The 21,395-nt window shown below is 68.5% G+C and carries 19 protein-coding genes and 1 tRNA gene; 4 read left to right on the top strand and 16 right to left on the bottom strand.

The window, feature by feature from the left end; genetic code table 11:
* Positions 1-12 precede the first annotated feature (12 nt).
* Both L0984_RS11295 and azu read right to left on the bottom strand, forming a co-directional pair.
* Complete coding sequence (locus L0984_RS11295) at positions 13-2,427, bottom strand: UvrD-helicase domain-containing protein (protein ID WP_234193822.1); 2,415 nt, start codon at positions 2,425-2,427, stop codon at positions 13-15.
* Between the two features lie 47 nt (positions 2,428-2,474).
* Positions 2,475-2,927: an azurin gene (gene azu / locus L0984_RS11290; protein ID WP_234193821.1), complete on the bottom strand. Its 453-nt coding sequence runs from the start codon at positions 2,925-2,927 to the stop codon at positions 2,475-2,477.
* 211 nt (positions 2,928-3,138) lie between these two features.
* Between azu and L0984_RS11285 the strand changes: the two genes are divergently transcribed.
* The 3 genes from L0984_RS11285 (at position 3,139) to L0984_RS11275 (ending at position 5,115) form a co-directional block, all read left to right on the top strand.
* Complete coding sequence (locus tag L0984_RS11285; protein ID WP_234193820.1) at positions 3,139-3,801, top strand: OmpW/AlkL family protein; 663 nt, start codon at positions 3,139-3,141, stop codon at positions 3,799-3,801.
* Between the two features lie 224 nt (positions 3,802-4,025).
* Entirely contained in the window at positions 4,026-5,003 is a 978-nt protein-coding gene (locus L0984_RS11280) for a GMP reductase (protein WP_234193819.1), read from the top strand.
* 36 nt (positions 5,004-5,039) lie between these two features.
* Positions 5,040-5,115 (top strand) — tRNA-Ala (locus L0984_RS11275).
* A gap of 76 nt (positions 5,116-5,191) precedes the next feature.
* Here the strand turns inward: L0984_RS11275 and L0984_RS11270 are convergent.
* The 7 genes from L0984_RS11270 to L0984_RS11240 form a co-directional block, all read right to left on the bottom strand.
* Positions 5,192-6,031, bottom strand: a complete 840-nt coding sequence (locus tag L0984_RS11270) for a restriction endonuclease (protein WP_441338951.1) — start codon at positions 6,029-6,031, stop codon at positions 5,192-5,194.
* 90 nt (positions 6,032-6,121) lie between these two features.
* On the bottom strand, positions 6,122-6,622 hold the full coding sequence (locus tag L0984_RS11265; protein WP_234193817.1) for a YdeI/OmpD-associated family protein: 501 nt from the start codon (positions 6,620-6,622) through the stop codon (positions 6,122-6,124).
* Positions 6,619-7,734 carry a sensor domain-containing diguanylate cyclase gene (locus L0984_RS11260; RefSeq protein ID WP_234193816.1) on the bottom strand — a complete coding sequence of 372 codons (1,116 nt, stop codon included), beginning with the start codon at positions 7,732-7,734 and terminating at the stop codon, positions 6,619-6,621. The genes L0984_RS11265 and L0984_RS11260 overlap by 4 nt, the downstream gene beginning before the upstream one ends.
* 296 nt (positions 7,735-8,030) lie before the next feature.
* Complete coding sequence (locus L0984_RS11255; RefSeq protein WP_234193815.1) at positions 8,031-8,438, bottom strand: GFA family protein; 408 nt, start codon at positions 8,436-8,438, stop codon at positions 8,031-8,033.
* 144 nt (positions 8,439-8,582) lie between these two features.
* Positions 8,583-9,386 (bottom strand): SDR family oxidoreductase, encoded by an 804-nt coding sequence (locus L0984_RS11250; RefSeq protein WP_234193814.1) that lies wholly within the window; start codon positions 9,384-9,386, stop codon positions 8,583-8,585.
* A gap of 30 nt (positions 9,387-9,416) precedes the next feature.
* Positions 9,417-10,268 (bottom strand): helix-turn-helix transcriptional regulator, encoded by an 852-nt coding sequence (locus L0984_RS11245; RefSeq protein ID WP_234193813.1) that lies wholly within the window; start codon positions 10,266-10,268, stop codon positions 9,417-9,419.
* A 44-nt stretch (positions 10,269-10,312) separates the two neighbouring features.
* Entirely contained in the window at positions 10,313-11,515 is a 1,203-nt protein-coding gene (locus L0984_RS11240; RefSeq protein WP_370645943.1) for an acyl-CoA dehydrogenase family protein, read from the bottom strand.
* 292 nt (positions 11,516-11,807) lie between these two features.
* Here L0984_RS11240 and L0984_RS11235 point away from each other — a divergent pair, with 292 nt between their 5' ends.
* Positions 11,808-12,533: a GntR family transcriptional regulator gene (locus tag L0984_RS11235; protein WP_234193812.1), complete on the top strand. Its 726-nt coding sequence runs from the start codon at positions 11,808-11,810 to the stop codon at positions 12,531-12,533.
* A gap of 30 nt (positions 12,534-12,563) precedes the next feature.
* Here L0984_RS11235 and L0984_RS11230 read toward each other — a convergent pair whose 3' ends face one another.
* From L0984_RS11230 to L0984_RS11200, 7 genes are all read right to left on the bottom strand, one after another.
* On the bottom strand, positions 12,564-13,631 hold the full coding sequence (locus L0984_RS11230) for a branched-chain amino acid ABC transporter permease (RefSeq protein ID WP_234193811.1): 1,068 nt from the start codon (positions 13,629-13,631) through the stop codon (positions 12,564-12,566).
* A 13-nt stretch (positions 13,632-13,644) separates the two neighbouring features.
* Positions 13,645-14,661, bottom strand: a complete 1,017-nt coding sequence (locus tag L0984_RS11225) for a branched-chain amino acid ABC transporter permease (RefSeq protein ID WP_234194387.1) — start codon at positions 14,659-14,661, stop codon at positions 13,645-13,647.
* Positions 14,662-14,721: 60 nt separating this feature from the next.
* On the bottom strand, positions 14,722-15,474 hold the full coding sequence (locus L0984_RS11220) for an ABC transporter ATP-binding protein (RefSeq protein ID WP_234193810.1): 753 nt from the start codon (positions 15,472-15,474) through the stop codon (positions 14,722-14,724).
* Complete coding sequence (locus L0984_RS11215; protein ID WP_234193809.1) at positions 15,467-16,291, bottom strand: ABC transporter ATP-binding protein; 825 nt, start codon at positions 16,289-16,291, stop codon at positions 15,467-15,469. Before L0984_RS11215 ends, L0984_RS11220 begins: the two co-directional genes overlap by 8 nt.
* 4 nt (positions 16,292-16,295) lie before the next feature.
* Positions 16,296-17,486 carry a substrate-binding domain-containing protein gene (locus L0984_RS11210; protein WP_370645985.1) on the bottom strand — a complete coding sequence of 397 codons (1,191 nt, stop codon included), beginning with the start codon at positions 17,484-17,486 and terminating at the stop codon, positions 16,296-16,298.
* 62 nt (positions 17,487-17,548) lie between these two features.
* Positions 17,549-19,111, bottom strand: a complete 1,563-nt coding sequence (locus tag L0984_RS11205; protein ID WP_234193807.1) for a long-chain-fatty-acid--CoA ligase — start codon at positions 19,109-19,111, stop codon at positions 17,549-17,551.
* Between the two features lie 45 nt (positions 19,112-19,156).
* Positions 19,157-21,274: a 3-hydroxyacyl-CoA dehydrogenase NAD-binding domain-containing protein gene (locus tag L0984_RS11200; protein WP_234193806.1), complete on the bottom strand. Its 2,118-nt coding sequence runs from the start codon at positions 21,272-21,274 to the stop codon at positions 19,157-19,159.
* Between the last annotated feature and the right edge of the window lie 121 nt (positions 21,275-21,395).

Genomic DNA, 21,395 nt, shown 5'->3' with positions numbered 1-21,395 from the left:
CCCTGCACTTCATCACTCGACCGGCGTGAGCTTGGCCACGCTCAGGGCCAGCCACTTGATGCCGTGGCGGTTGAACTTGACCTGGGCGCGGGCGTCGTCGCCGCTGCCTTCCAGCGCAGTCACCGTGCCTTCGCCGAACTTGTTGTGGAAGACCTGCATGCCGGTGCGCAGGCCATGCGACGGCGCCGCGCGTTGCGGCACCGGGGCCGGCGCCGGGCTTCCGCTGGCGTAGCCACCGCTGTAGCCGGACGACGAGAAGCCGCCGAAGCCACCGCTGCCGCCGCGCGAGCCACCGCCCGCGCCGCTGCCGCCGAACTGCCCGAAGCCGGACTGCTTGGGCGTGAGCCACTTGAGTGCCTCTTCCGGCAGCTCGTCGAAGAAGCGGCTGCGCAGGTTGTAGCGGGTCTGGCCGTGCAGCAGCCGGGTCTGCGAATGGCTCAGGTACAGGCGGCGTCGCGCGCGCGTGATGGCCACGTACATCAGGCGACGCTCCTCTTCCAGGCCCTCGAAGTCACTCAGCGAGTTCTCGTGCGGAAAAAGGCCCTCTTCCATGCCGGTGATGAACACGCAGTCGAACTCCAGGCCCTTGGCCGCGTGCACCGTCATCAACTGCACGGCGTCCTGGCCGGCCTGGGCCTGGTTGTCGCCGGACTCCAGCGCGGCGTGCGTGAGGAAGGCGGCCAGCGGGCTCAGCGTCTCGCCGGTGTCGGCATCAGGCGCCAGCGGGTCGTCCAGCACGGGCAGGTTCGGGTCCAGGCCCTGGCTGACGGCGCTCTGGCGCAGCTCGTCCACCGGCAGCGCCACGGCGTCGCGGCCAAAGCCTTCCTGCGTGACGAAGGCCTCGGCGGCGTTGACCAGTTCCTCCAGGTTCTCCAGCCGGTCCTCGCCCTCGCGGTCGGCCTTGTAGTGCTCGACCAGGCCGCTCGCGTCCAGCACCAGCTCGACGATCTCCTTGAGCGACAGGCCCTGCGTCTGCTCGCGCATGACGTCGATCTTGGCGACGAAGGCGCCCAGGTTGGCGCCGGCCTTGCCCGGCAGGCCTTCCACGCCCTTGGTCAGCGACACGCCACGGCTGCGCGCCGCGTCCTGCAATTGCTCGATGCTGCGCGCGCCGATGCCGCGGGGCGGAAAGTTCACGACGCGCAGAAAGCTGGTGTCGTCGTCCGCGTTCTCCAGCAGGCGCAGGTAGGCCAGCACATGCTTGATCTCGGCCCGCTCGAAGAAGCGCAGGCCGCCATACACGCGGTAGGGCATGCCGGCGTTGAACAGCGCCGTCTCGATCACCCGGCTCTGCGCATTGCTGCGGTAGAGCACGGCGATCTCCTTGCGTTCGACGTCGTCGCGCACCAGCTGGCGCATCTCCTCGACCATCCACTGGGCTTCGGCGAAGTCGCTGGGCGACTCGTAGACGCGCACGGGCTCGCCGGGCCCCTGGTCGGTGCGCAGGTTCTTGCCCAGCCGCTTCTTGTTGTGGCTGATGAGGGCGTTGGCCGAGTCCAGGATGTTGCTGAAGCTGCGGTAGTTGCGCTCCAGCTTGATCTGGTGCTGCACGTCGAACTCGCGCACGAAGTCGCTCATGTTGCCCACTCGCGCACCGCGGAAGGCATAGATGCTCTGGTCGTCGTCGCCCACCGCCAGCACGCTGTTGCCGCCCGACGTGAAATGGCCCAACGCATCGGTGTGGCCGGCCAGCATCTTGATCCAGGCGTACTGAAGGCGGTTGGTGTCCTGGAACTCGTCGATCAGGATGTGGCGGAATCGGCGCTGGTAGTGCTCGCGTACGGCATCGTTGTCGCGCAGCAGCTCGTAGCTGCGCAGCATCAGCTCGCCAAAGTCGACCACGCCTTCGCGCTGGCACTGCTCTTCGTACAGCGCGTAGAGCTCGATCTTCTTGCGGTCGTCCTCGGCGCGGGCCTGCATGTCGCCGGGGCGCAGGCCGTCTTCCTTGGCTCCGGCGATGAAATATTGGGTCTGCTTGGCCGGGAAGCGCTCGTCGTCGACGTTGAACTGCTTCATCAGCCGCTTGATGGCCGAGAGCTGGTCCTGCGTGTCCAGGATCTGGAAGCTCTGCGGCAGGTTGGCCAGCTTCCAGTGCGCGCGCAGGAAGCGGTTGCACAGGCCGTGGAAGGTGCCGATCCACATGCCGCGCACGTTGACGGGCAGCAGCGCCGTCAGGCGCGTCATCATTTCCTTGGCGGCCTTGTTGGTGAAGGTGACCGCCAGCACGCCACCGGGCGAGACCTGGCCGGTGGAGATCAGCCAGGCGATGCGCGTGGTGAGCACGCGGGTCTTGCCGGAACCGGCACCGGCCAGGATGAGCGAATGCCCCTCGGGCAGCGTGACGGCCGCGCGCTGCTCGTCGTTGAGGTTGGCAAGAAGGGGGGAGTCGGCCGCCGTCGGCTCGGCGTGGGGGCCAGGAAAGGACATCCCCCGATTGTAGGAAGCGGGCCTGCGCCGGCCCCGCGCAGGGCTGCTTACTTGGCCAGCGCGAAGCTGCCCTTCATCATGCCGGAATGGCCCGGGAAGGAGCAGAAGAAGGTGTAGCTCTCACCCGCCTTGAGCTTGCTCACGTCCACGGCCACCGAGTCGCTCTCGCCACCGCCCACCACCTTGGTGTGGGCGATCACGCGGGTGTCGCCGGGCTTGATGTACTGCTTGTCCAGACCGGCGGCGATGCCGTCGTTGGCCACGGCCTGCACGTCGGCGGTCTTGGCCAGCACCCAGTTGTGGCCCATCGCGGCCTTGGGCATCTTGCCGGCGTGCTTGAGCTGAACGGTGAAGCTCTTGCAGGCCTTGGGCACTTCGATGGCGGTCTTGTTGAACTGCATGGCGTCGTTGCCTTCGATCTGCACGCTGCAATCGGCGGCGTAGAGGGGCGTGGAGACAGCGGCCAGCAGGGCTGCGGCAACGATGAAACGAGACGACATTGAGAGTCTTTCGGGATGCGGTTGAAGTCGGATGCGGCCGCGCCAGCGCGAGCCGCAGGGGCATTGTGCGAAGCGCACCACAGCATCCGCATGACATGGATCAAGCAACCGGCAGCGGCCTTCGCGCGGCCCCGCGGACTTGCGCCGCGTCAACACCGGCCCCGGGTCCCTTGCAGACACTGACCTGGCATTCACAACCAGAGCACAGCGTATGTCCAGACTGTTCGCCCTCCGGGGCACCACCCTCCTCCTTGCCGCGCTGCTGAGCGGCGGCGCCTTTGCCCAGAGCACCTCGACGCCCGAGGGCAACTGGCTCGTGCGTGCACGCGCCGTGCGGCTCGACCCGGCCAACAAGTCCAGCGCCATCCCCTCGCTGCTCGTGCCGGCCGACGCCATCCACGTCAACGACAAGACCATCCCCGAGCTGGACGTGACTTACTTCTTCACGCCCAACATCGCCGCCGAGCTGGTGCTCACCGTGCCGCAGAAGCAGCGCGTGACCGTCCAGCAGAGCGCACTGGGCGGCCCGGTGGACATCGGCAGCTTCAAGCACCTGCCGCCCACGCTGATGCTGCAGTACCACTTCCTGCCCGAGGGCACCTTCCGCCCCTACGCGGGCGTGGGCCTCAACTACACCCGCATCAGCTCGGTGAATCTGGCCGTGCCGACCGTGGGCAACCTGTCGCTCGACAAGAGCAGCGTCGGCCTGGCGCTGGGTGCCGGCGTGGACATCAAGATCGCGCCGCAGTGGTTCCTGAACTTCGACGTGAAGAAGGTGAAGATCGACTCCGACGTCCGTCTGGGCTGGCAGACCGTCTCCAAGGTCAAGATCGACCCGTGGCTCGTGGGCGTGGGCATCGGCTACCGCTTCTGAGCTCCCGCCTCGGCGAAAGCCTCACAACCTTGCGTCTATAGAGGCTATACGCAAACCCATAGGCCGCCCTTCGCGGGGCGCGCCTACACTCAATCACCGGGCCCAAGTTTCTTGCGCCCGGTTTTTTTGTGCCCTGCTTTTCCTGCAACGGCGGCACAGGAGGACCGGCCAGGCCAAGCGCTCATCCTTTTCGTTCAACCACGATTCCCGGAGCCTGGACTGCCATGCAGATCTTCGATTACGACAACGTTCTGCTCTTGCCGCGCAAATGCCGCGTGGAGAGCCGCGCGGAATGCGACACCACCGTGCAACTCGGCAGCCGCCGATTCAAGCTGCCGGTGGTGCCTGCCAACATGAAGACGGTCATCGACGAGGCACGCTGCCTGTGGCTCGCACAGAACGGCTACTTCTACGTGATGCACCGCTTCGACCTCGACAACCTGGCCTTCACGCGCCGGATGAAGTCGCAGGGTGCGTTCGCCTCGATCTCGCTGGGCGTCAAGGACGCGGACTACCGCACCGTGGACGCCATGGCCGCCGAAGGCCTGGTGCCCGACTACGTGACCATCGACATCGCCCACGGCCATGCCGACAGCGTGCAGCGCATGATCGGCTACCTCAAGCAGAAGCTGCCGCAGACCTTCGTGATCGCCGGGAACGTCGGCACGCCCGAGGCCGTGATCGACCTGGAAAACTGGGGCGCCGACGCCACCAAGGTGGGCATCGGCCCCGGCAAGGTCTGCATCACCAAGCTCAAGACCGGCTTCGGCACGGGCGGCTGGCAGCTGTCGGCGCTCAAGTGGTGCGCCCGCGTGGCCACCAAGCCCATCATTGCCGATGGCGGCATCCGTGAGCACGGCGACATCGCCAAGAGCATCCGCTTCGGCGCCACCATGGTGATGATCGGCTCGCTGCTGGCCGGCCTGGAAGAAAGCCCGGGCGAGACCGTCGAGGTGGATGGCAAGCGCTACAAGGAGTACTTCGGCTCGGCCTCGGACTTCAACAAGGGCGAGTACAAGCACGTCGAAGGCAAGCGCATCCTCGAGCCGGTGCGCGGCACCTGGGAAGGCACCCTGCGCGAAATGCAGGAAGACCTGCAGAGCGCCGTGAGCTACGCGGGCGGCAAGCAGCTGATGGACATCCGCAAGGTCAACTACGTGATCCTCGGCGGCGACAACGCGGGCGAGCACCTCTTGATGTGAGCCGCAACGCTGCGCATATAATCGCGCGATTGCGTTGGGGGGGTAGCTCAGCTGGGAGAGCGCCGCGTTCGCAATGCGGAGGTCGGGAGTTCGATCCTCCTCCTCTCCACCAACACTTCCAAACCCGTTGATTCGTCAACGGGTTTTTCTTTTTTGCGCCCCCCCGGGACCCGCGCTGAGTTGGCGTCTCAAAGGACTTTCGTGCCTCTGCAGGCGGGGTAGGTCGAGCAGCCCCAGAACGGCTGGCCGGCGGCGCTTCCTCGCCGGGCCACCCGCTTGACCATGGCGCTGCCGCAGGCCGGGCACGCAGGCGTCGTCGCTGCCCTGGATGGCATGGATGACGCCTCGGGGACTGCTGAACGTCTGCCTGCCCGGATCAAACGCCGCAGTTCCTCTCCGGTCACGAGTTTGATGTTCCGACCTTCGACGAAGGCGACGGCGTCATCGGTGAAGCGGCCGGAGGTCACGATGAACGCGCCGTCTGCGCCTTTGGCTGCCATGACGCCATAGACCTCGCGAGCCACGGCGACGCCGACCCGTGTGGCCCTCCACTGCTTGCACTGGACGAGGAATGTTTCCCGGCCTTTGCGCAGCACCAGGTCAATCCCACCGTCTGCGCCCCCGCCTCCGGTCTCTTCCACGCTGTAGCCCTGCTGCCTGAAGCCTTCGCCCACCAGCAGCTCGAACTGCTTCCAGGTCATGTCGTCCAGCGCGCTGGCACTCCTGGCCTCCTGCACCGTCTTGAGCAAGTTGCTCCGCTGCCGACGCTTGATGGCGGAAGCCGCAGCACCGGCAAGACAAATCAATGGGACCACCCACTGACCGACATAGGCTGCCGCGTGAAGGAACCCCGCCGTCACGACATTGGCGACGTCCTTCGTCGTGGTGCCTTGTGGCAGTGGCTCAGAGGCCCACCCATGCAACAACGCGAAGCTCACCACAGCGAGCCCCACGCCCGCCCACCAGGGCAGCAAGGCCACCACCTCCATCAAGTCTTCCGCAGCACCCGTGCTCTTGCGTCTCGCCACCTGCTTCTCCTGGAGCATCCACTTCGACTGCGAACATTTTGATACGTAGCCGAATCGAAGATGAACAGCCAGGCTCAGCCATTTGGCAGGTCAGCGGGAACCTTCCTGGTCGTTTCTCTCGTGTGCGGCCAGCACGCCCTCCTGAACTCTCCTGGCACGCGTCTCTGCCTTTGCGGCCTCGTCAATGCGGCGGACGATGAAGTTCCGCTTGCCCGGCGGCAGGGCATCGAAGGCCGCCTGGGCGCCTTCCGCCGCCAATGCAGCCCGCAGATCGTCCGGAATCTCCACCCTGCTGCGGTCCAGGACAGTGATCCTCAGGCGAACGCGGTCACCCGTGCGGGTGGATGTCTGCTTGCGGATCCGGGCCTTGATCCGGATGTAGTGCCGCCCTCCACCCACGGGAAACAGACTCACCTGAAAAGGCTCGGAGTCATTGAGACGCGCCATGACCAGCACCGGCCCTTTGGTACCCAGCGCCTCGGTGATCTCGGCCGGCACAGCAACAGCGCAGTAGTCCATGCCTTCCGCCCAGTCCTCGAGGACCGCCTCGAACATGAACTGCTTGCCTGCTGGGGGTGCCGACGACTTCATGCAGGACGATCCCCGGCAGCGCCCGCCGCCTCGTCGAGCGGTTGCCGATCGAATTGGCCCGGGGTCGAGGCAAATAGCTCGCTGCGGTTGCGGCCGTTGGCCTTGGCCCGATAGAGCGCCGCGTCCGCCGAACGAAGCAGTTCGCGCCCAACGGCACCATGTTCCGGGTACAAGGAAATTCCGCAGGACAGCGTAGCCCTGATCGACGCCTCCCCAAAACCGACGGGGCACTCCATGAATCGACGCCGCAGTTGCTCGGCGCGCCGGGCGGCCAGATCGGCGGGGCAATCGGGCAGCACGATGACGAATTCCTCGCCGCCGTACCGGTAGACCAATTCGTCGCTGCGCGCGGCGGCCTTCATGATCGATGCCAGCGACTTGAGCACCTCGTCGCCCACGTCGTGGCCATGCTGGTCGTTGATGTTCTTGAAGTGGTCGATGTCCACCATCAGCAGGGCCAGTTCGCGCCCCTCGATCTGGGCCGACTCGATGGCGGACGGCAATGCCTTTTCCAGATGTCGGCGGTTGAGCAGGCCCGTGAGCGGATCGGACATCGTCTGTTCATAGAGCCTGGCCTGCAGCGTCCTGATCTCCTCGACCTGCGCGCGGAGCTTCATTTCGCTGCGGTGCTGGTGCATCGCCCGGCGATAGCCGTCGAGCGCATAGGTCACGAAGAACAGCGTGAGCGACAGCATCGCCAACAGGATGGTGCGCAGGTCGGTCTCGAAATGCACGCCGCCCCAGTTCCCGCTGGCGATCACCAGGCCGGCGCCGAGCCCCATGGCGCCGATCACCATCGGCAGCCCGCGCAGCCCATAGAAGACCACCATGTGAAGGCAGGCGCCTGCAAACATGGCGAAGGAAATCCACAACGGGAAGCCCAGGCCGGCCATCCAGCAACCCGCCCAGAAGCCATCCAGCAACTGGTTGCGATGCTCGGCCTTGCGCTGATCTGCCGACCGCAGCGCCACCCCATACGCAAGCTGGGGATACAGCAGGAATTGAAGCGCCAGCAGCAGCCACGCCGTGAAGCTCGAACCCACCACCCACAGGTGCGAGGCGACGGTGAGGAACAGCAGCACATAAAAGATGCTGCGGTTGCGCCGGTTCATCCTCACGAGCCAATAGACACGGCGCTGCCCCCCGGAAGGCGCGGCGGACGCAGAGGGGTGCGGAAAAATCTTCAGCATCGCGCCGAGCTGCGGGCGTCGGACGGAGAAGCCGTATCGTGCCGAATCCGACGCCGGACGATGCCTCCAGGGCCCCGCTGCAAACTTTTTGCTGAAACTCGCATGTCGGCAACATTCTGATGCACATCGACACTGGCTCGATGCACCGATGAAAGCCGTTCGAGCCGCCCATATGGGCCCCTTGCCCTGGAATCCGGCCCTGCGCGCGGCGCGATGCCTCAGGGCTGCCCTTCGAAGGAGGCCACGCCGTCCGGCAGGCCGACCCAGTCCAGTCGCCGCTGCGTCCAGATCTCGCGCTGCGGCACACCCAGCGCGTGGCGCTGCTTGATCGTGCCGATGCGCAATGAATAGACCTGGGGATCCTCGGTGGCACAGGCATACAGCGAGCTGCCGCACACCTCGCAGAAAGCGAGCAGGCGCCGGTTGCCGCTGGCCGCAGTCTTGACGTAGGTGCGGGGCGTCCCGCGCAGCAGCCGGAAGCCCGCCGCGGGCGCCGGCATGTTGGCGCGAAAGGCAGAACCTGATTGCATCTGGCAATCCGCGCAGTGGCAGACCGTGATCGTGCCGGGCCCCACCTCGGCCTCATAGGCGATGGCCCCGCAATAGCACTCACCTTGAACCTTCATCGACGACTCCTTGGCAGGGGGCGCGCTCGCCCCGACCCCGCCGACTTTAGCCAGGGTGGCCCCGCCATGCAGGCAGCGCGGGCGGGCGCCCCGCCGCCGCTCGGCGCGCTAACGGCGGGGCACCGGGCCCGCGGCAGCCCAAGCTCAGAGCGCCGCCCCCGCCGCCTCGAGTGCCGGCTTGACGCTCTCCAGCGCACCCCCACCGTCGCACGGGATCACGGCGCCCGAGATGTAGCCCGCATAGGGCGAGCCCAGGAACAAGGCCAGGTTGGCGATGTCGTCCAGCCCGCCGAAGCGTTGCAGCGGCACCTGCCTGCGCGCGAACTCGCGGTCCTCCGGCGTCGGCGCCATCAGCTTGCGAAAGCCTTCGGTGCCATCGATGGGCCCGGGCGAGATGCCGTTGAGCCGGATGCCCTCCCCACCCCATTCGAGCGCAAGTGCCCGCGTGAGCTGATCTACACCCGCCTTGGCGGCGCTGGCATGGGCCTGGTAGCGCATGGGCACGAAGGACTGCGGCGCCGTGATGTTGATCACCGAGGCGCCCGGCCGGCGCAGGTGCGCATGCGCCTGGCGCAGCACATGGAAGGTGCCGAGCAGGTCGATGTCCACCACCACCTTGAAGCCGTTGGCCGACATGTCCTTCGCCGCGCACAGGAAGTTGCCGGCTGCGCCGGAGACCAGCACGTCGATGGGACCGAAGGCCTCGGCCGACCGCGCGAAGGCTGTGCCTACGGCGTCGAAGTCGCGCACGTCGGCGCTGACACCCTGGACCTCGCCGCCGTGCTGGCGCAGCGCGACGACCGCCGCATCGACGTTCTCCGGCTTGCGGCTTGCCACGGTGAGACGGGCGCCCTGGCGCGCGAAGGCATCGGCGATGCCCAGGTTGATGCCGGTGGTGCCGCCGAACACCACGACATGGCGGCCGGTGAAATCGAGATCGATCTGCATGGAAGGAAGGCTGCCAGCGAAGAGGCAGCGTCAATGGAAGGCGAAACGCGGCAGGGCGGCGGCACCGCTGCCGTAGAGCGCCAGCCGTCTACAGCCGGCAAAGATCGACTTGGGCGTGAGTCCGTAGATCTGCCGGATCGAGTGGCTGAAATGGGTCGAATCCGGATAGCCGACATCCAGCGCGATGGCGGCCAGGTTCGAGTTCCGGGTGACGAAATAGAGCAGGCTGCGTGCGCGCTGCCAGGTGCGGAAGCTGCGGAACGGCGCGTCCACCTCGGCGCGGAACAGATGCAGGAAGCGCGACACCGACAGATGGCAGCTGGCCGCGCAGTCCTCGGCCGGGAAATGGCGGTTGGGGTCGTCCTTGATGCGTGCCAGCACCTGGGCGATGCGGCGGTCCAGGGGCCGCGCAGGCAGGGCCGCACCGAAGAAGGCACGGTCGAAGTCGGCGGTGCTGGCGTACTGCCGTGTACTGCCGAGCCGGAAGCGCAGCAGCGCCTCGCGCAGCGACTGCACGGCCTGCGGGTCGTGGATGGCCCCCCGCCCGGCACGAAGCACGCCGCACAGATCGGCCGCCCGCACCGTGTCGGCCTCGACGAGCACATTGCATATCATCCGGTCCACCGAGACGATGCGGTGCGGGACGTAGGGCGGCACCACCGACAGCAAGGTCTCCTCCCAGCGGCCGCCCTCCACGCAGATGCGATGCGGACGGGCGAGCGACAGGTACAGCGAGTAGGCGCCGAAGGTGCGCACCGAGGGCGCGCCCAGCAGGCCCACGTACAGCACCCGGTCGGCGTTGAGCCACATCAGCGGCTCGGCCGGCCCGGCCACGGCCGCCGGGTCCGCTGGTCCCCGCGCGGGATCGGTCGCACTGTGCATCGATATCTCCTTGGCGGTCTGTAGGCAGGGCCGCGGCGCGGCGCCTATCGGTACTTGGCCAGTTCGAGCTTGCCGATCTGGGCGCAATGCACCTCGTCGGGCCCGTCGGCCAGGCGCAGCAGCCGCGCCGTGGCATAGGCCGAGGCGATGCCGAGGTCGTTGTTGGTACCGCCACCGCCATGGGCCTGGATCACCCAGTCGATCACCTGGCAGGCCATCTGCGGTGCCGCCACCTTGATCATGGCGATGTCCGCCTTGGCCCCCTTGTTGCCCAGCGTGTCCATGCGGTGCGCCGCGTTGAGCGTGAGCAGCCGCGCCTGCTCGATCAGGATGCGGGCCTGGGCGATGCGCTCCAGCGTCACGCCCTGCTGCGCAATGGGCTTGCCGAAGGCCACGCGCGAGAGGCTGCGCCGGCACATGCGCTCGAGCATGCGCTCGGCCAGGCCCACCAGCCGCATGCAGTGGTGGATGCGGCCGGGCCCCAGCCGCCCCTGCGCGATCTCGAAGCCGCGGCCCTCGCCCAGCAGCATGTTGGCTGCCGGCACCCGCACGTTCTCGAAGATCACCTCCGACGCACGGTCGGGCACGCCGTAGAAGCCGAACACCGCGATGGGCCGCACCACCTTCACGCCGGGCGTGTCCATGGGCACGAGGATCATGGACTGCTGCCGGTGGCGGTCGGCGTTGTCCGGGTCGGACTTGCCCATGAAGATGCAGATGCGGCAGCGCGGATCGGTGGCATTGGTCGTGTACCACTTGTGGCCGTTGATGACGTAGTGGTCGCCGTCGCGCACGATGCTCGACGCGATGTTGGTCGCGTCGCTGGAAGCGACCGCAGGCTCCGTCATGGCGAAGCAGGAGCGGATTTCGCCGGCCAGCAGCGGCGTGAGCCAGCGCGCCTGCTGCTCGGGCGTGCCGTAGCGGGCCAGCACCTCCATGTTGCCGGTGTCGGGCGCCGAGCAGTTGAACACCTCCGGCGCCAGGTGCGAGCGGCCCATGATCTCGCACAGCGGCGCGTAGTCGAAGTTGCTCAGGCCGGCGCCATGCCCGGAGTCCGGCAGGAACAGGTTCCACAGCCCCGCCTCGCGCGCCTTCGGCTTGAGTTCCTCCAGGACCGGCGCGACCTTCCACGGGCCCAGCGCCTCGGCCTCCTTGTAGTAGCGGTCCTCGTTGGGATGGATGTGCTCGTCCATGAAGGCGAGCAGGCGCTGCTGCAGATCCTGGACTTGGGGAGAGAACGCAAACACGAAAGGCCTTTCGAGAGATGGGGCAGGCAGCGGGCAACCGTGGCCCACATGGTGATTCGGCCAAATGGTAGGAGGATTTCGTCTGACGATATTAGGTACTTGCACCGGCCGCCGTCGCGCGGGCGACGCGCATCGAAGTGCGCCGCCACGCCGATCGGCGCGGGTCCGCAGCGTAGGACGGGAGGGTCTTTCCGTCTTGCGTCCACCTGCTGGAGGCCTCTCGCTGCGTGCCGGCACGGAGTCCCGATCGGGCCTCATCGCCCGACAATGGCGCAGGCCGACATCCCCACCCATGAACGACAACAAGCCCGCCGCCGCACGCCGCCCCGCCGAGCGCAAGACACCCGCCCCCATGACCCCAGCCCATCCGCGCAGCACGCCCGACCGCGTGGCCGACGCCATCGGCAAGGGCATCCTCAATCGCCGCTTCGTGGTGGGCCAGCGCCTGGTCGAGACCGACCTGATGCGCGACCTGGGCGTGGGCCGCAGCACGGTGCGCGAAGCGCTGCGCGTCCTGGCCGCCAGCGGCGTGGTCGAGCTCACACCGCACCGGGGCGCCGTCATCCGCTCGCTCACGCACGAAGACGCGGCCAGCCTGCTGGGCGTGCTGGAGGTGCTTTCGGGCCTGGCCGCGCGGCTGGCGGCCCAACGCATCCGCCTGGGCGACAACGCCAGGCGCTTCGAGGCGGCCGCCCACAAGCTGGTGCGGGCCGAGACGCCCGAGGCGCTGGACCACGTGCTCGACGCACGCGCCCACTACTACAAGGTCCTGTTCGACATCGCGGCCAGCCCCGAACTCGACCGCGTGCTGCCGCAGGCCCGGGCCCATCTCTTCCGCGCCCAGTTCCACCACCTGCTCACGCCCGCCGACGTGCGCGCCATGGTGGCCGAATACCGCGGCATCACCGAGGCCATCCTGCAGGGCGATGCCGACAAGGCGGAAAGGCGCATGCGCCGCCATCTGCAGAAGTCCGGCGAGCGCACCCTGCCCCGCATGCGGGCGCCCGGACTGGACTGAGCGCCTCGACGCAGCGCCCGGGATGCGCCCTCAGCGCCGGCCCACCGCCATGCGCAGCCGGCCCACGACACCGCTGGGGAAGAAGTACACCGACAGCACGAAGACCAGCCCGAACCAGAGCATCCAGCGGTCCGGGTGGAACAGCTTGGCCAGCAGCGGCGCGGCGGCCAGGGAGCCGCTCAGCCCCGCCATCAGGCTCTGCAGGTAGTTCTCGGCCACGATGTACAGCGTCACGCCGATGACCGCACCGTAGATGGTGCCCAGGCCGCCGATGACGGCCATCAGCAGGATGTTGAGCATCACGTTGAAGCCCACCGTGGTCTGTGGCCCCACGTAGCGCAGCCACAGCGCCATCAGGATGCCGGCGCAGGCGGCCAGCGCGGCGGCCAGGCAATTGACCGCGATGCGGTAGTGCAGCGTGCGATAGCCGATGGCCTCGGCCCGGAACTCGTTCTCGCGGATGGCTTCCAGCACCCGGCCGAAGCGCGAGTTGACCACCCGCAGCATGAGCAGGAAGAGCAGCAGCGACACGCCGAAGACCAGGTAGTAGGTCAGCAGGCGGCCGTTGATGGCCGTGCCCAGCACCTCGTCCTCGACCAGGCGGAAGGCCGGCGTCAGGGCCTGCGGCAAGCGGAAGGTGCGGCCATCGTCGCCGCCGGTGATGCCGCTCAGGCGCATCACCAGGGCACCGAAGGCGGCCCCGAAGGCCAGCGTCATCATGGTGTAGAAGATGGCCTTGACCCGCAGCGAGATCAGCGCGATCAGGAAGGACAGCAGCACCGACAGCCCGATCGCCGCCAGCGCCCCGACGCCCATGGCCGTCCACGTGGGCCCCAGCGTGTGCATGGCAATGGCCACGCCATAAGCGCCGATGCCATAGAACATGGCATGCGCGAAGGACACCACGCCGCAGTAGCCCAGCAGCAGGTCGAAGGACGCCACCAGCACGATGAACACGCAGATGGTGGCCGCCACGTTCAACGGCCGGGCACCCGAGAAGAGGAAGGGCGCCGTGGCCAGGTAGAAGAGCACCAGGAGCAGCAGCACGGTCAGCGCCCGGCTGCGCGGCAGGTCGCCTGAAAGAAGTCGTGTGAGCATCGCGCGCGCCTTCCTACGGCTTGTGGACCGGGTACAGCCCCTGCGGCCGCCAGAGCAGCACGGCCATCATCACGAGGATGTTGGACACCAGCGCCAGGTCGGGCAGCAGAAAGCTCACGTAGTTGGTGGTCAGCGCCACCAGCATGGCACCGGCGAAGCAGCCGGCCACCGAGCCCAGCCCGCCGATGATGACGATGATGAGCATCTGCACCAGCACCTCGGCGCCGATGGCGACGGTGAACTGCTCGCGGTAGAAGCCCCACATCACGCCGCCCAGGCCCGCCAGCGCCGAGCCGGCCACGAACACGCCGACGAAGACGGTGCGCACCCGGTAACCCAGGGCCTCGACCATGGCACGGTTCTCCACGCCCGCCCGGATCAGCAGGCCGATGCGCGTGCGTCCGAGCACCAGCGTCAGCCCCACGAAGACGGCCAGCCCCACGCCGACGGCCACCAGCCGGTAGCGCTCGATGGCCACGTCGTCGCCCAGCAGGATCGAGCCGCGCAGGGCCTCGGGCAGCGGCAGCAGCATCTGGTTGGCGCCGAACACCACCAGCACCAGCTGCTCCATGACGATCATGGCGCCGATGGTGATGAGGATCTGCTTGAGATGGTCGCCATAGACCGGCTTCACGAACAGCCGCTCGTACACCCAGCCCAGCAAGGCCGTCACGGCCATGGCGACCGCGACGACGGCCAGGATGGCCGCCATGCCGGCCCATATCGAGGCCGACTGCAGCAGGGCCTGCAAGGGCCCGACCATCAGCGTCGCCGTGTAGGCGCCGACGGCCACGAAGGCCGCATGACCCAGGTTCATCACGTCCATGAGGCCGAAGACCAGCGTGAGCCCGCTGGCCATGATGAACAGCATCATGCCCATGGCCAGGGCCGCCACGGTCAGCGTGACCCAGGTGGGCAGGCTGCCCGTCACCGGCAGCGCGACGGCGATGAAGGCCAGGATGGCCAGGACGGGCACCAGATCGCGGCGCCGGCCCGGCAGTGCCTCCAGCGCCGCGGGCGTGGCGGGCATGGCAGCAGCCTGCGGCGGGCCGGCCAGGGTGGAGTCGGTGGCGGACATTCGTCGGTCTCCTCAATGGACGGCGCCGGCTTGCAGGCCGAGCAGCCGGGCCTGCAGCGACTCGTCCGCGTCCAGCGCGGCCATGGTGCCGGTGTGCACGATGCGGCCGTCGTCCATCACCGCGACATGGTCGCCCAGCGCCCGCACGAAATGGAAGTTCTGCTCCACCAGCAGGATGGTGGTGCCCCGGGCCTTCAGCGCCTCGAAGGCATCGGCCAGGTTGTCGACGATGGCCGGCGCCAAACCCTTGGTGGGCTCGTCGATCAGCAGCAGCTTGCGCGGCTCGATGATGGCGCGGGCAATGGCCACCATCTGCTTCTGGCCGCCCGACAGCGTGCCGCCCGGCCGCAGCCAGAAGCGCTTGAGCGCCGGGAACAGGCCGAAGATCCAGTCCAGCCGCGCCTCGTCGAAGCGCCCGCCGATGGCCGCCAGGCGCAGGTTCTCCTGCACCGTGAGCCCGGCGAACACGCCCATGTCCTCGGGCACGAAGGCGATGCCGCGGCGTGCGATGTCCGGCGTGCGGGCGGCGGTGATGTCCTCGCCGTCGAAGCGCAGCGTGCCGCGGCTGGCGTGCCACAGGCCCATGATCGTGCGCAGCGTGGTGCTCTTGCCGGCGCCGTTGCGCCCCAGCAGCACGGTCAGGCCGGCGCGCGGAACCTGCAGGTCCACGCCCTGCAGGATGTGGTATTCGCCGATGTGGGTGTGCACGCCGGTGAGCGACAGCAGCGGCTCATCGCCCGCCTTTGCAGGGGTGGCCTCATGCATGGGCAAACTCCCTGCGTGCCGCGCGTTGACGGCGCACGCCCAGGTAGGCCTCCTGCACGACGGCCGAGGCCATCACCTCGGCGGGCATGCCGTCGGCCACCAGGCGGCCGTTGTGCAGCACGACGATGCGGTCGGCCAGCGAACGGATCACGTCCATCTTGTGCTCCACCAGGAGGATGGTGCGGTTGCCCTGCGCCTTCAGGCGGGCGATCAGGTCCAGGATCACCGGCACCTCGTCCACGCTCATGCCGGCCGTGGGCTCGTCGAGCATGACGACCTGCGGCTCCAGCGCCATCAGGATGGCGACCTCCAGCTTGCGCTTGTCGCCGTGCGACAGCCGCGCCGCCTGCTCGTCCAGGCGCGCGGCCAGGCCCACCTGCTGCACATGCTGGCGGGCCTGCTCCACCAGGTCGGCCCGGCTGCGCCACACGGCCAGCATGTTGAAGCCGGCGCGGTGGCGGCTCTGCACCGCCAGCCGCACGTTCTCGAGCACGCTCAGCCGCGGAAACAGGTGGGTGAGCTGGAAGGCGCGGCCGATGCCGCGGGCCGTGCGCCGCGCGGCGTCGAGCCGCGTGACATCGTCCCCATGCAGCAGCACGCGGCCCGCCGTGGCCGGCAACTGGCCCGACAGCAGGTTGAAGTAGGTCGTCTTGCCGGCCCCGTTGGGCCCGACGATGGCGGTCAGCGTTCCCGCATGGAAGGCCGCGCTCACGTCGTCCACGGCGGCATGGCCACCGAAGCGGATGCCCAGTCCCCGGCTTTCGAGGACCGGCGCCGCACCCGCAGGCCGCGGCGCCTGCGCCGTTGCGTCGTGCATGCGCTCAGCGCTTGACGGTGATCGGCAGCGGCATCTCGGACGCCGGGATCTCGCGCACCAGCTCGAACAGGTCCCACTCGTTCGCGGGCGCCTTCTTCATGCGGAACTGGTACTGCGACTGCAGCGCCTGATGGTCTTCCTTCCGGAAGGTCATCTTGCCCTTGGGGGTGTCGAACTCCATGCCTTCCATGGCGGCGATGAGCTTGGGCGTGTCGACCGAGTTGGCCTTCTTCACCCCGGCCACGATGGCCGCCGCCGTGACGAAGCCGCCCGCGGTGAACAGGTCCGGCGGCGTCTGGTAGCGCTTGCGATGCTCCGCCACCAGCCAGTCGTTCATCGGGTTCTTGGGAAAGTCGTAGTAGTAGAAGGTGCCGCCGGTGATGTCCAGGCCGCGCCACGGCTTGGCGTTCTCGAGGTTGGCGCCGCCGATGGACAGGAACTCGATGCCGTAGCGCCCCGGGTTGAGCTCCGAGATCTTGCGGATCGGGTTGGGCGCTCCCCAGATCACCACCAGGTACTTCTTGCCCTGCACGTCCTTCATGCGGTCGAAGATGCGCTGCATGGGCGCGGTGAAGTCGGTGGTGGACAGCGGGATGTACTCCTCGTGCACCACGGTCGCCTTCTTCTTGGTGGCGGCCAGCGCCTCCTTGGCCGCCTTCACGCCGTCCTTGCCATAGACATAGTCGGGCGCCAGGAAGGCGACGTTGTCGCCGTCCTTGAGCGCCGCGGCACTGGCCAGCGCGTCCTGGAAGGAATTGCGGCTGGCGCGGAAAAGGTACTTGTTCCAGGCCGAGCCCGTGAGCGAGTCGGCGATGGCCGGCTCGACCATCAGCAGCTTGCCGTAGTCCTCGGCCACCGGCGCCATCGAGAGCGCACCGCCCGACCAGGAGGTGCCGATGGCGATGTCGGCCTTGTCGTCCGCCAGCGCCTCGGTGAGCATGGCCTTGGACAGCTCGGGCTTCATCTGGTCGTCCTTGACGATCAGCTCGATCTTGCGGCCGAGCAGCGTCATCGAGCCCTGGGTGAGGTATTCGAGGCCCAGGCGCAGCCCGCGCTCGGTGTCTCGGGCATAGGCCTCGGACGGCCCCGTCTTGCTGGCAATGAGCGCGATCTTGATCGGCTTGTCCTGCGCGCAAGCCTGTGGCGCGAGCCAGCAGGCCGCAGCCGCGGTGGCGGCCATGGCGAGTTTCTTCAGCATGCTTGTCTCCGTTGTGGATGGGAACGGGCGCCTCTTCGTGCGCCCGGGGGAACACGGACCTAGCCCACGGCGCGCGTCTGGCCTTTCCAGTAGGGCTCGCGCAGCACGCGCTTGAGCACCTTGCCGCTGGGGTTGCGCGGCAGCGCCTCGACGATGTCGACGGTCTTCGGGCACTTGTAGTGCGCGAGGTTCTCGCGCATGAAGTCGATGATGGTCCGCGCGTCGGCCGTGGCACCCGGGCGCAGCACCACGCAGGCCTTGACCGATTCGCCCCAGGTGGGATCGGGCACGCCGATGACGGCGCCGTCGGCCACGGCCGGGTGGCGCATCAGCACGTTCTCCACCTCGGCCGGATAGATGTTCTCGCCGCCCGAGACGATCATGTCCTTGATGCGGTCGTTGATGTAGAGGTAGCCGTCCTTCACATAGCCCGCGTCGCCCGAGCGGAACCAGCCGCCGTTGGCATTGCGGCCTTCCGGGTAGGCGGCGGCCGTGGCCTCGGGGTTGCGCCAGTACTCCTTGAGGTTGCGGTCGGACTCGATCCAGATCTCACCCACCTGCCCGTCGGGCAGGTCCTTGAGATCGATGGGATCGACGATGCGGATGCGCCCGCCCCCGATGGGCCGGCCCGCCGAACGCAGCAGTTCGGCGTCGCCGGCGCGGTGGTCCTCGGGAAAGAGGAAGGTCGCCGGGCCGGAGACCTCCGTCAGGCCATAGACCTGCAGGAAGTCGCAGCCGAACACCTCGAAGGCCTGGTGCAGCACCGACTCGCTCACCGGCGAGCCCCCATAGGCGATGAGCTGCAGCCGGCTGAAGTCGAAGGTCTTCGCCTCGGGGACCTGCAGCATGAACAGGATCATGGCCGGCACCAGGAAGGTGTGGGTGATGCCATGCTCGCCGATGGCACGCAGGTAGGCGCGCGGATCGAACTCCGGGTACGACGAGGTCTGGCCGCCCGTGTAGAGCGTCAGCAGCAGCATCGTCATGCCCGCCACATGGAAGACCGGCAGTGGGTTGCCCAGCACATGCCGGTGGTCGAACTTCCATTCGCGCGACACCGCCCGCGAGGTGGAGAGCAACCCCGCATGCGTGAGCACGATGCCCTTGGGCAGGCCCGTGGTGCCCGAGGAATAGAGCTGCAGCGCCGCGTCATGCGTGTCTGCGGCCACCGGCTCGAAGCGGTCGGACTGGCCGGCGCACCACTGGGCGAGCGAGGGCAAGGCCGTGCCCTCGGCCGTGCACACGCGGATGCGCACGCCCGGCAGCTCGGCCTTCTCCAGCAGGGGCAGGAACTCGGCATCGGCCATCAGGAAGGGCGCTTCGCCGTTGTTGACGATGTACTCCACCTCCTTGGCCGCCAGCCGCCAGTTGACCGGCATGCACACGGCCCCCAGCTTGCAGGCGGCCAGCGTCACCAGGATGCATTCGACATGCTGCTTGGTCAGCACCGCCACGCGCGTGCCGCGCCCCACGCCCGCGCCGGCCAGGGCGTGGGCCAGGCGGTTGGTGAAGGCCTCGACGTCGCGGTAGCTGAGCTGCCGCTCGCCCTGCCGGTAGGCGATGGCGTCCGGCTGATCGGCCAGTTGACGGCGCAGCCCGTCGATGAGGGTGAGGTCTTCCATGGCGTGTCTCCGATGTGGGGGATGCGTGAGGCGGTCGGGCGGCGCTCAGCCGGGCAGCCGGTCGGACAGGCGCCGGCCGCTGCGAACGAGCTCCGACAGCAGCGGCGCCACGCGCCAGTAGCCGAAGCGGTCGCCGCGGGTGCGGCCGTAGAAGGTCAGGCGGTCGGCCACCGTCGCCAGGCCGAGCGCGTCGGCCCACCACATCGGCCCGCCCAGGTGGTCGGGGAAGCCGTAGCCCGCCGTCCACACGATGTCGATGTCGCCCGGCCGGTAGGCGATGCCCTCCTCCAGGATCCGCACGCCCTCGTTGATCAGCGGATACAGCAGCCGCTCCACGATCTCCTGCGCGCCGATGTCCGTGCGGCGCGCGATGCCATGGGCCGCGGCCAGTTCGGCCGCGATGCGGGCGACCTCGGGGTCGTCCACCGGGGTGCGGCCTTCGTAACGGTAGTAGCCTGCGCCGGTCTTCTGGCCGAAGCGGCCCAGTTCGTAGAGCCGGCGCACCATGGCGCGGTAGCTGTCGTCCGGCGGCAACCCACCGGCCTTGCCGTACTCGATGACGGTGCGGGCCCCCACGTCGATGCCGGCCATGTCGAGCATGCGGCATGGGCCCATCGCCATGCCGAGCGCCTCCACCGCGCCGTCGACCTGCGAGGGGCTTGCGCCTTCCATCAACAGGAACTCCGCCTCGCGCATGTAGACCTCGGCCATGCGGTTGCCGATGAAGCCGTAGCACACGCCCGAGACGACCGCCACCTTGCGGATGGTGCGTGCCAGCTGCATGGCCGTGGCCAGCACGTCCGGCGCGGTGCGGGCGCCGCGCACCACCTCCAGCAGGCGCATCACGTTGGCGGGGCTGAAGAAGTGCAGGCCGACGACATCGGCCGGCCGGCCGGTGGCCTCGGCCAGTGCGTCCACGTCCAGCGTGGAGGTGTTGGTGGCGATGATGGCGCCCGGCCGGCACACGGCCCCCAGCCTCGCGCAGACCTGCCGTTTGAGGGCCATGTCCTCGAACACGGCTTCGATGACCAGGTCGCAGTCGGCGAGCGCGGTGTCGTCGAGCGTGCCGTGCAGCAGCGCCATGCGCTCGTCCACCTGCGCGGACGTCATGCGGCCCTTGGCGGCGCTGGCCTCGTAGTTGCGGCGGATGATGCCCAGGCCCCGCGCCAGGGCCTCGGCCGAGGCCTCGACCAGTGTGACGGGCACCCCGACGTTGGCGAAGTTCATCGCGATGCCGCCGCCCATGGTGCCCGCGCCCAGGATGCCGACGCGCCGCACCGCCCGCAACGCGGTCTCGCGCGGCAGGCCCGGAATGCGCGCCGCCTGGCGCTCGGCGAAGAACAGGTGGCGCAGCGCCTGCGATTCGGGCGACACGCGCAGCTGCTCGAACAGCCGCGCCTCGGTCGCCTCGCCATCGGCAAAGGGCTGCGTGGCCGCCGCCTGCACCGCCAGCACGATGCTGCGTGCGGCGGGATGGCAAGGCTTGCGCTGCGCGGCGGCCTTCAGTGCCTGCGCGAAGAAGTCGGCCGGCAGGCCCTCGTCGGGCACGGGCTGCGCGCTCAGGCGCCGCACGCCCTCGCCACGGGCCTGCAGCTCGCCCAGGTAGGCCAGCCCCACGGCCAGCGGATCGCCCGCACGCACGGCGTCGACGATGCCGGCGTCGCGCGCGGCCTCGGCGTCCAGGCTGCGTCCGGTCGAGATCATGTCCAGCGCCAGCCGGACGCCCACCGCGCGCGGCAGGCGCTGCGTGCCCAGCGAACCGGGCAGCACGCCCAGCTTGACCTCCGGCAGCCCGAACTGCGTGCCGGGCACCGCGACACGGGCGTGGCAGGCCAGCGCCAGCTCCAGCCCGCCGCCCAGCACGGTGCCGTGCAGCGCGGCCACCACCGGACGGTCCTGGGCCTCGATGCGGGCCAGGGTGCGGTTGTAGGGCGCGGCCGAGAAGGCCGGATCGTCGAAGCTGCCGATGTCGCCGCCCGCCACGAAGGTGCGGCCCGTGCAGTGCACCAGCAGGCCGGCAAAACTGCGGTCGGCCTCGAAGGCCTGCACGGCCTCGGCCAGGCCCGCCACCACCGCCGTGGAGAGGGCATTGACGGGCGGATTGGCGATGGTCAGCACGGCCATGTCGCCATGGCGTGCAAGGGAAACGACGGGCTCGATCATGGGTGTCTTCAGGGGCCTTCGCGCCCGTGGCGGGCAGCGAAGAAAGGCTAGCAAAGGGGTTCTTCGGCCTCTTGCGTCTACACGCTGTCCGGGTCGGTATCGACCCGGGGCCGCGGTCGGG

Source organism: Pseudacidovorax sp. NFM-22, assembly GCF_021401245.1.
Classification (GTDB): Bacteria; Pseudomonadota; Gammaproteobacteria; order Burkholderiales; family Burkholderiaceae_C; genus Xenophilus.
The sequence above is the reverse complement of the archived record's forward strand: the minus strand, read 5'-3'. Positions and strand labels throughout refer to the sequence as shown.

Excerpts from the sequence above, each read along its gene's own strand:
- L0984_RS11295 (WP_234193822.1), bottom strand. The coding sequence starts at position 2,427 with ATGTCCTTTCCTGGCCCCCACGCCGAGCCGACGGCGGCCGACTCCCCC.
- azu (WP_234193821.1), bottom strand. The coding sequence starts at position 2,927 with ATGTCGTCTCGTTTCATCGTTGCCGCAGCCCTGCTGGCCGCTGTCTCC.
- L0984_RS11285 (WP_234193820.1), top strand. The coding sequence starts at position 3,139 with ATGTCCAGACTGTTCGCCCTCCGGGGCACCACCCTCCTCCTTGCCGCG.
- L0984_RS11280 (WP_234193819.1), top strand. The coding sequence starts at position 4,026 with ATGCAGATCTTCGATTACGACAACGTTCTGCTCTTGCCGCGCAAATGC.
- L0984_RS11265 (WP_234193817.1), bottom strand. The coding sequence starts at position 6,622 with ATGAAGTCGTCGGCACCCCCAGCAGGCAAGCAGTTCATGTTCGAGGCG.
- L0984_RS11260 (WP_234193816.1), bottom strand. The coding sequence starts at position 7,734 with ATGAACCGGCGCAACCGCAGCATCTTTTATGTGCTGCTGTTCCTCACC.
- L0984_RS11255 (WP_234193815.1), bottom strand. The coding sequence starts at position 8,438 with ATGAAGGTTCAAGGTGAGTGCTATTGCGGGGCCATCGCCTATGAGGCC.
- L0984_RS11250 (WP_234193814.1), bottom strand. The coding sequence starts at position 9,386 with ATGCAGATCGATCTCGATTTCACCGGCCGCCATGTCGTGGTGTTCGGC.
- L0984_RS11245 (WP_234193813.1), bottom strand. The coding sequence starts at position 10,268 with ATGCACAGTGCGACCGATCCCGCGCGGGGACCAGCGGACCCGGCGGCC.
- L0984_RS11235 (WP_234193812.1), top strand. The coding sequence starts at position 11,808 with ATGAACGACAACAAGCCCGCCGCCGCACGCCGCCCCGCCGAGCGCAAG.
- L0984_RS11230 (WP_234193811.1), bottom strand. The coding sequence starts at position 13,631 with ATGCTCACACGACTTCTTTCAGGCGACCTGCCGCGCAGCCGGGCGCTG.
- L0984_RS11225 (WP_234194387.1), bottom strand. The coding sequence starts at position 14,661 with ATGCCCGCCACGCCCGCGGCGCTGGAGGCACTGCCGGGCCGGCGCCGC.
- L0984_RS11220 (WP_234193810.1), bottom strand. The coding sequence starts at position 15,474 with ATGCATGAGGCCACCCCTGCAAAGGCGGGCGATGAGCCGCTGCTGTCG.
- L0984_RS11215 (WP_234193809.1), bottom strand. The coding sequence starts at position 16,291 with ATGCACGACGCAACGGCGCAGGCGCCGCGGCCTGCGGGTGCGGCGCCG.
- L0984_RS11205 (WP_234193807.1), bottom strand. The coding sequence starts at position 19,111 with ATGGAAGACCTCACCCTCATCGACGGGCTGCGCCGTCAACTGGCCGAT.
- L0984_RS11200 (WP_234193806.1), bottom strand. The coding sequence starts at position 21,274 with ATGATCGAGCCCGTCGTTTCCCTTGCACGCCATGGCGACATGGCCGTG.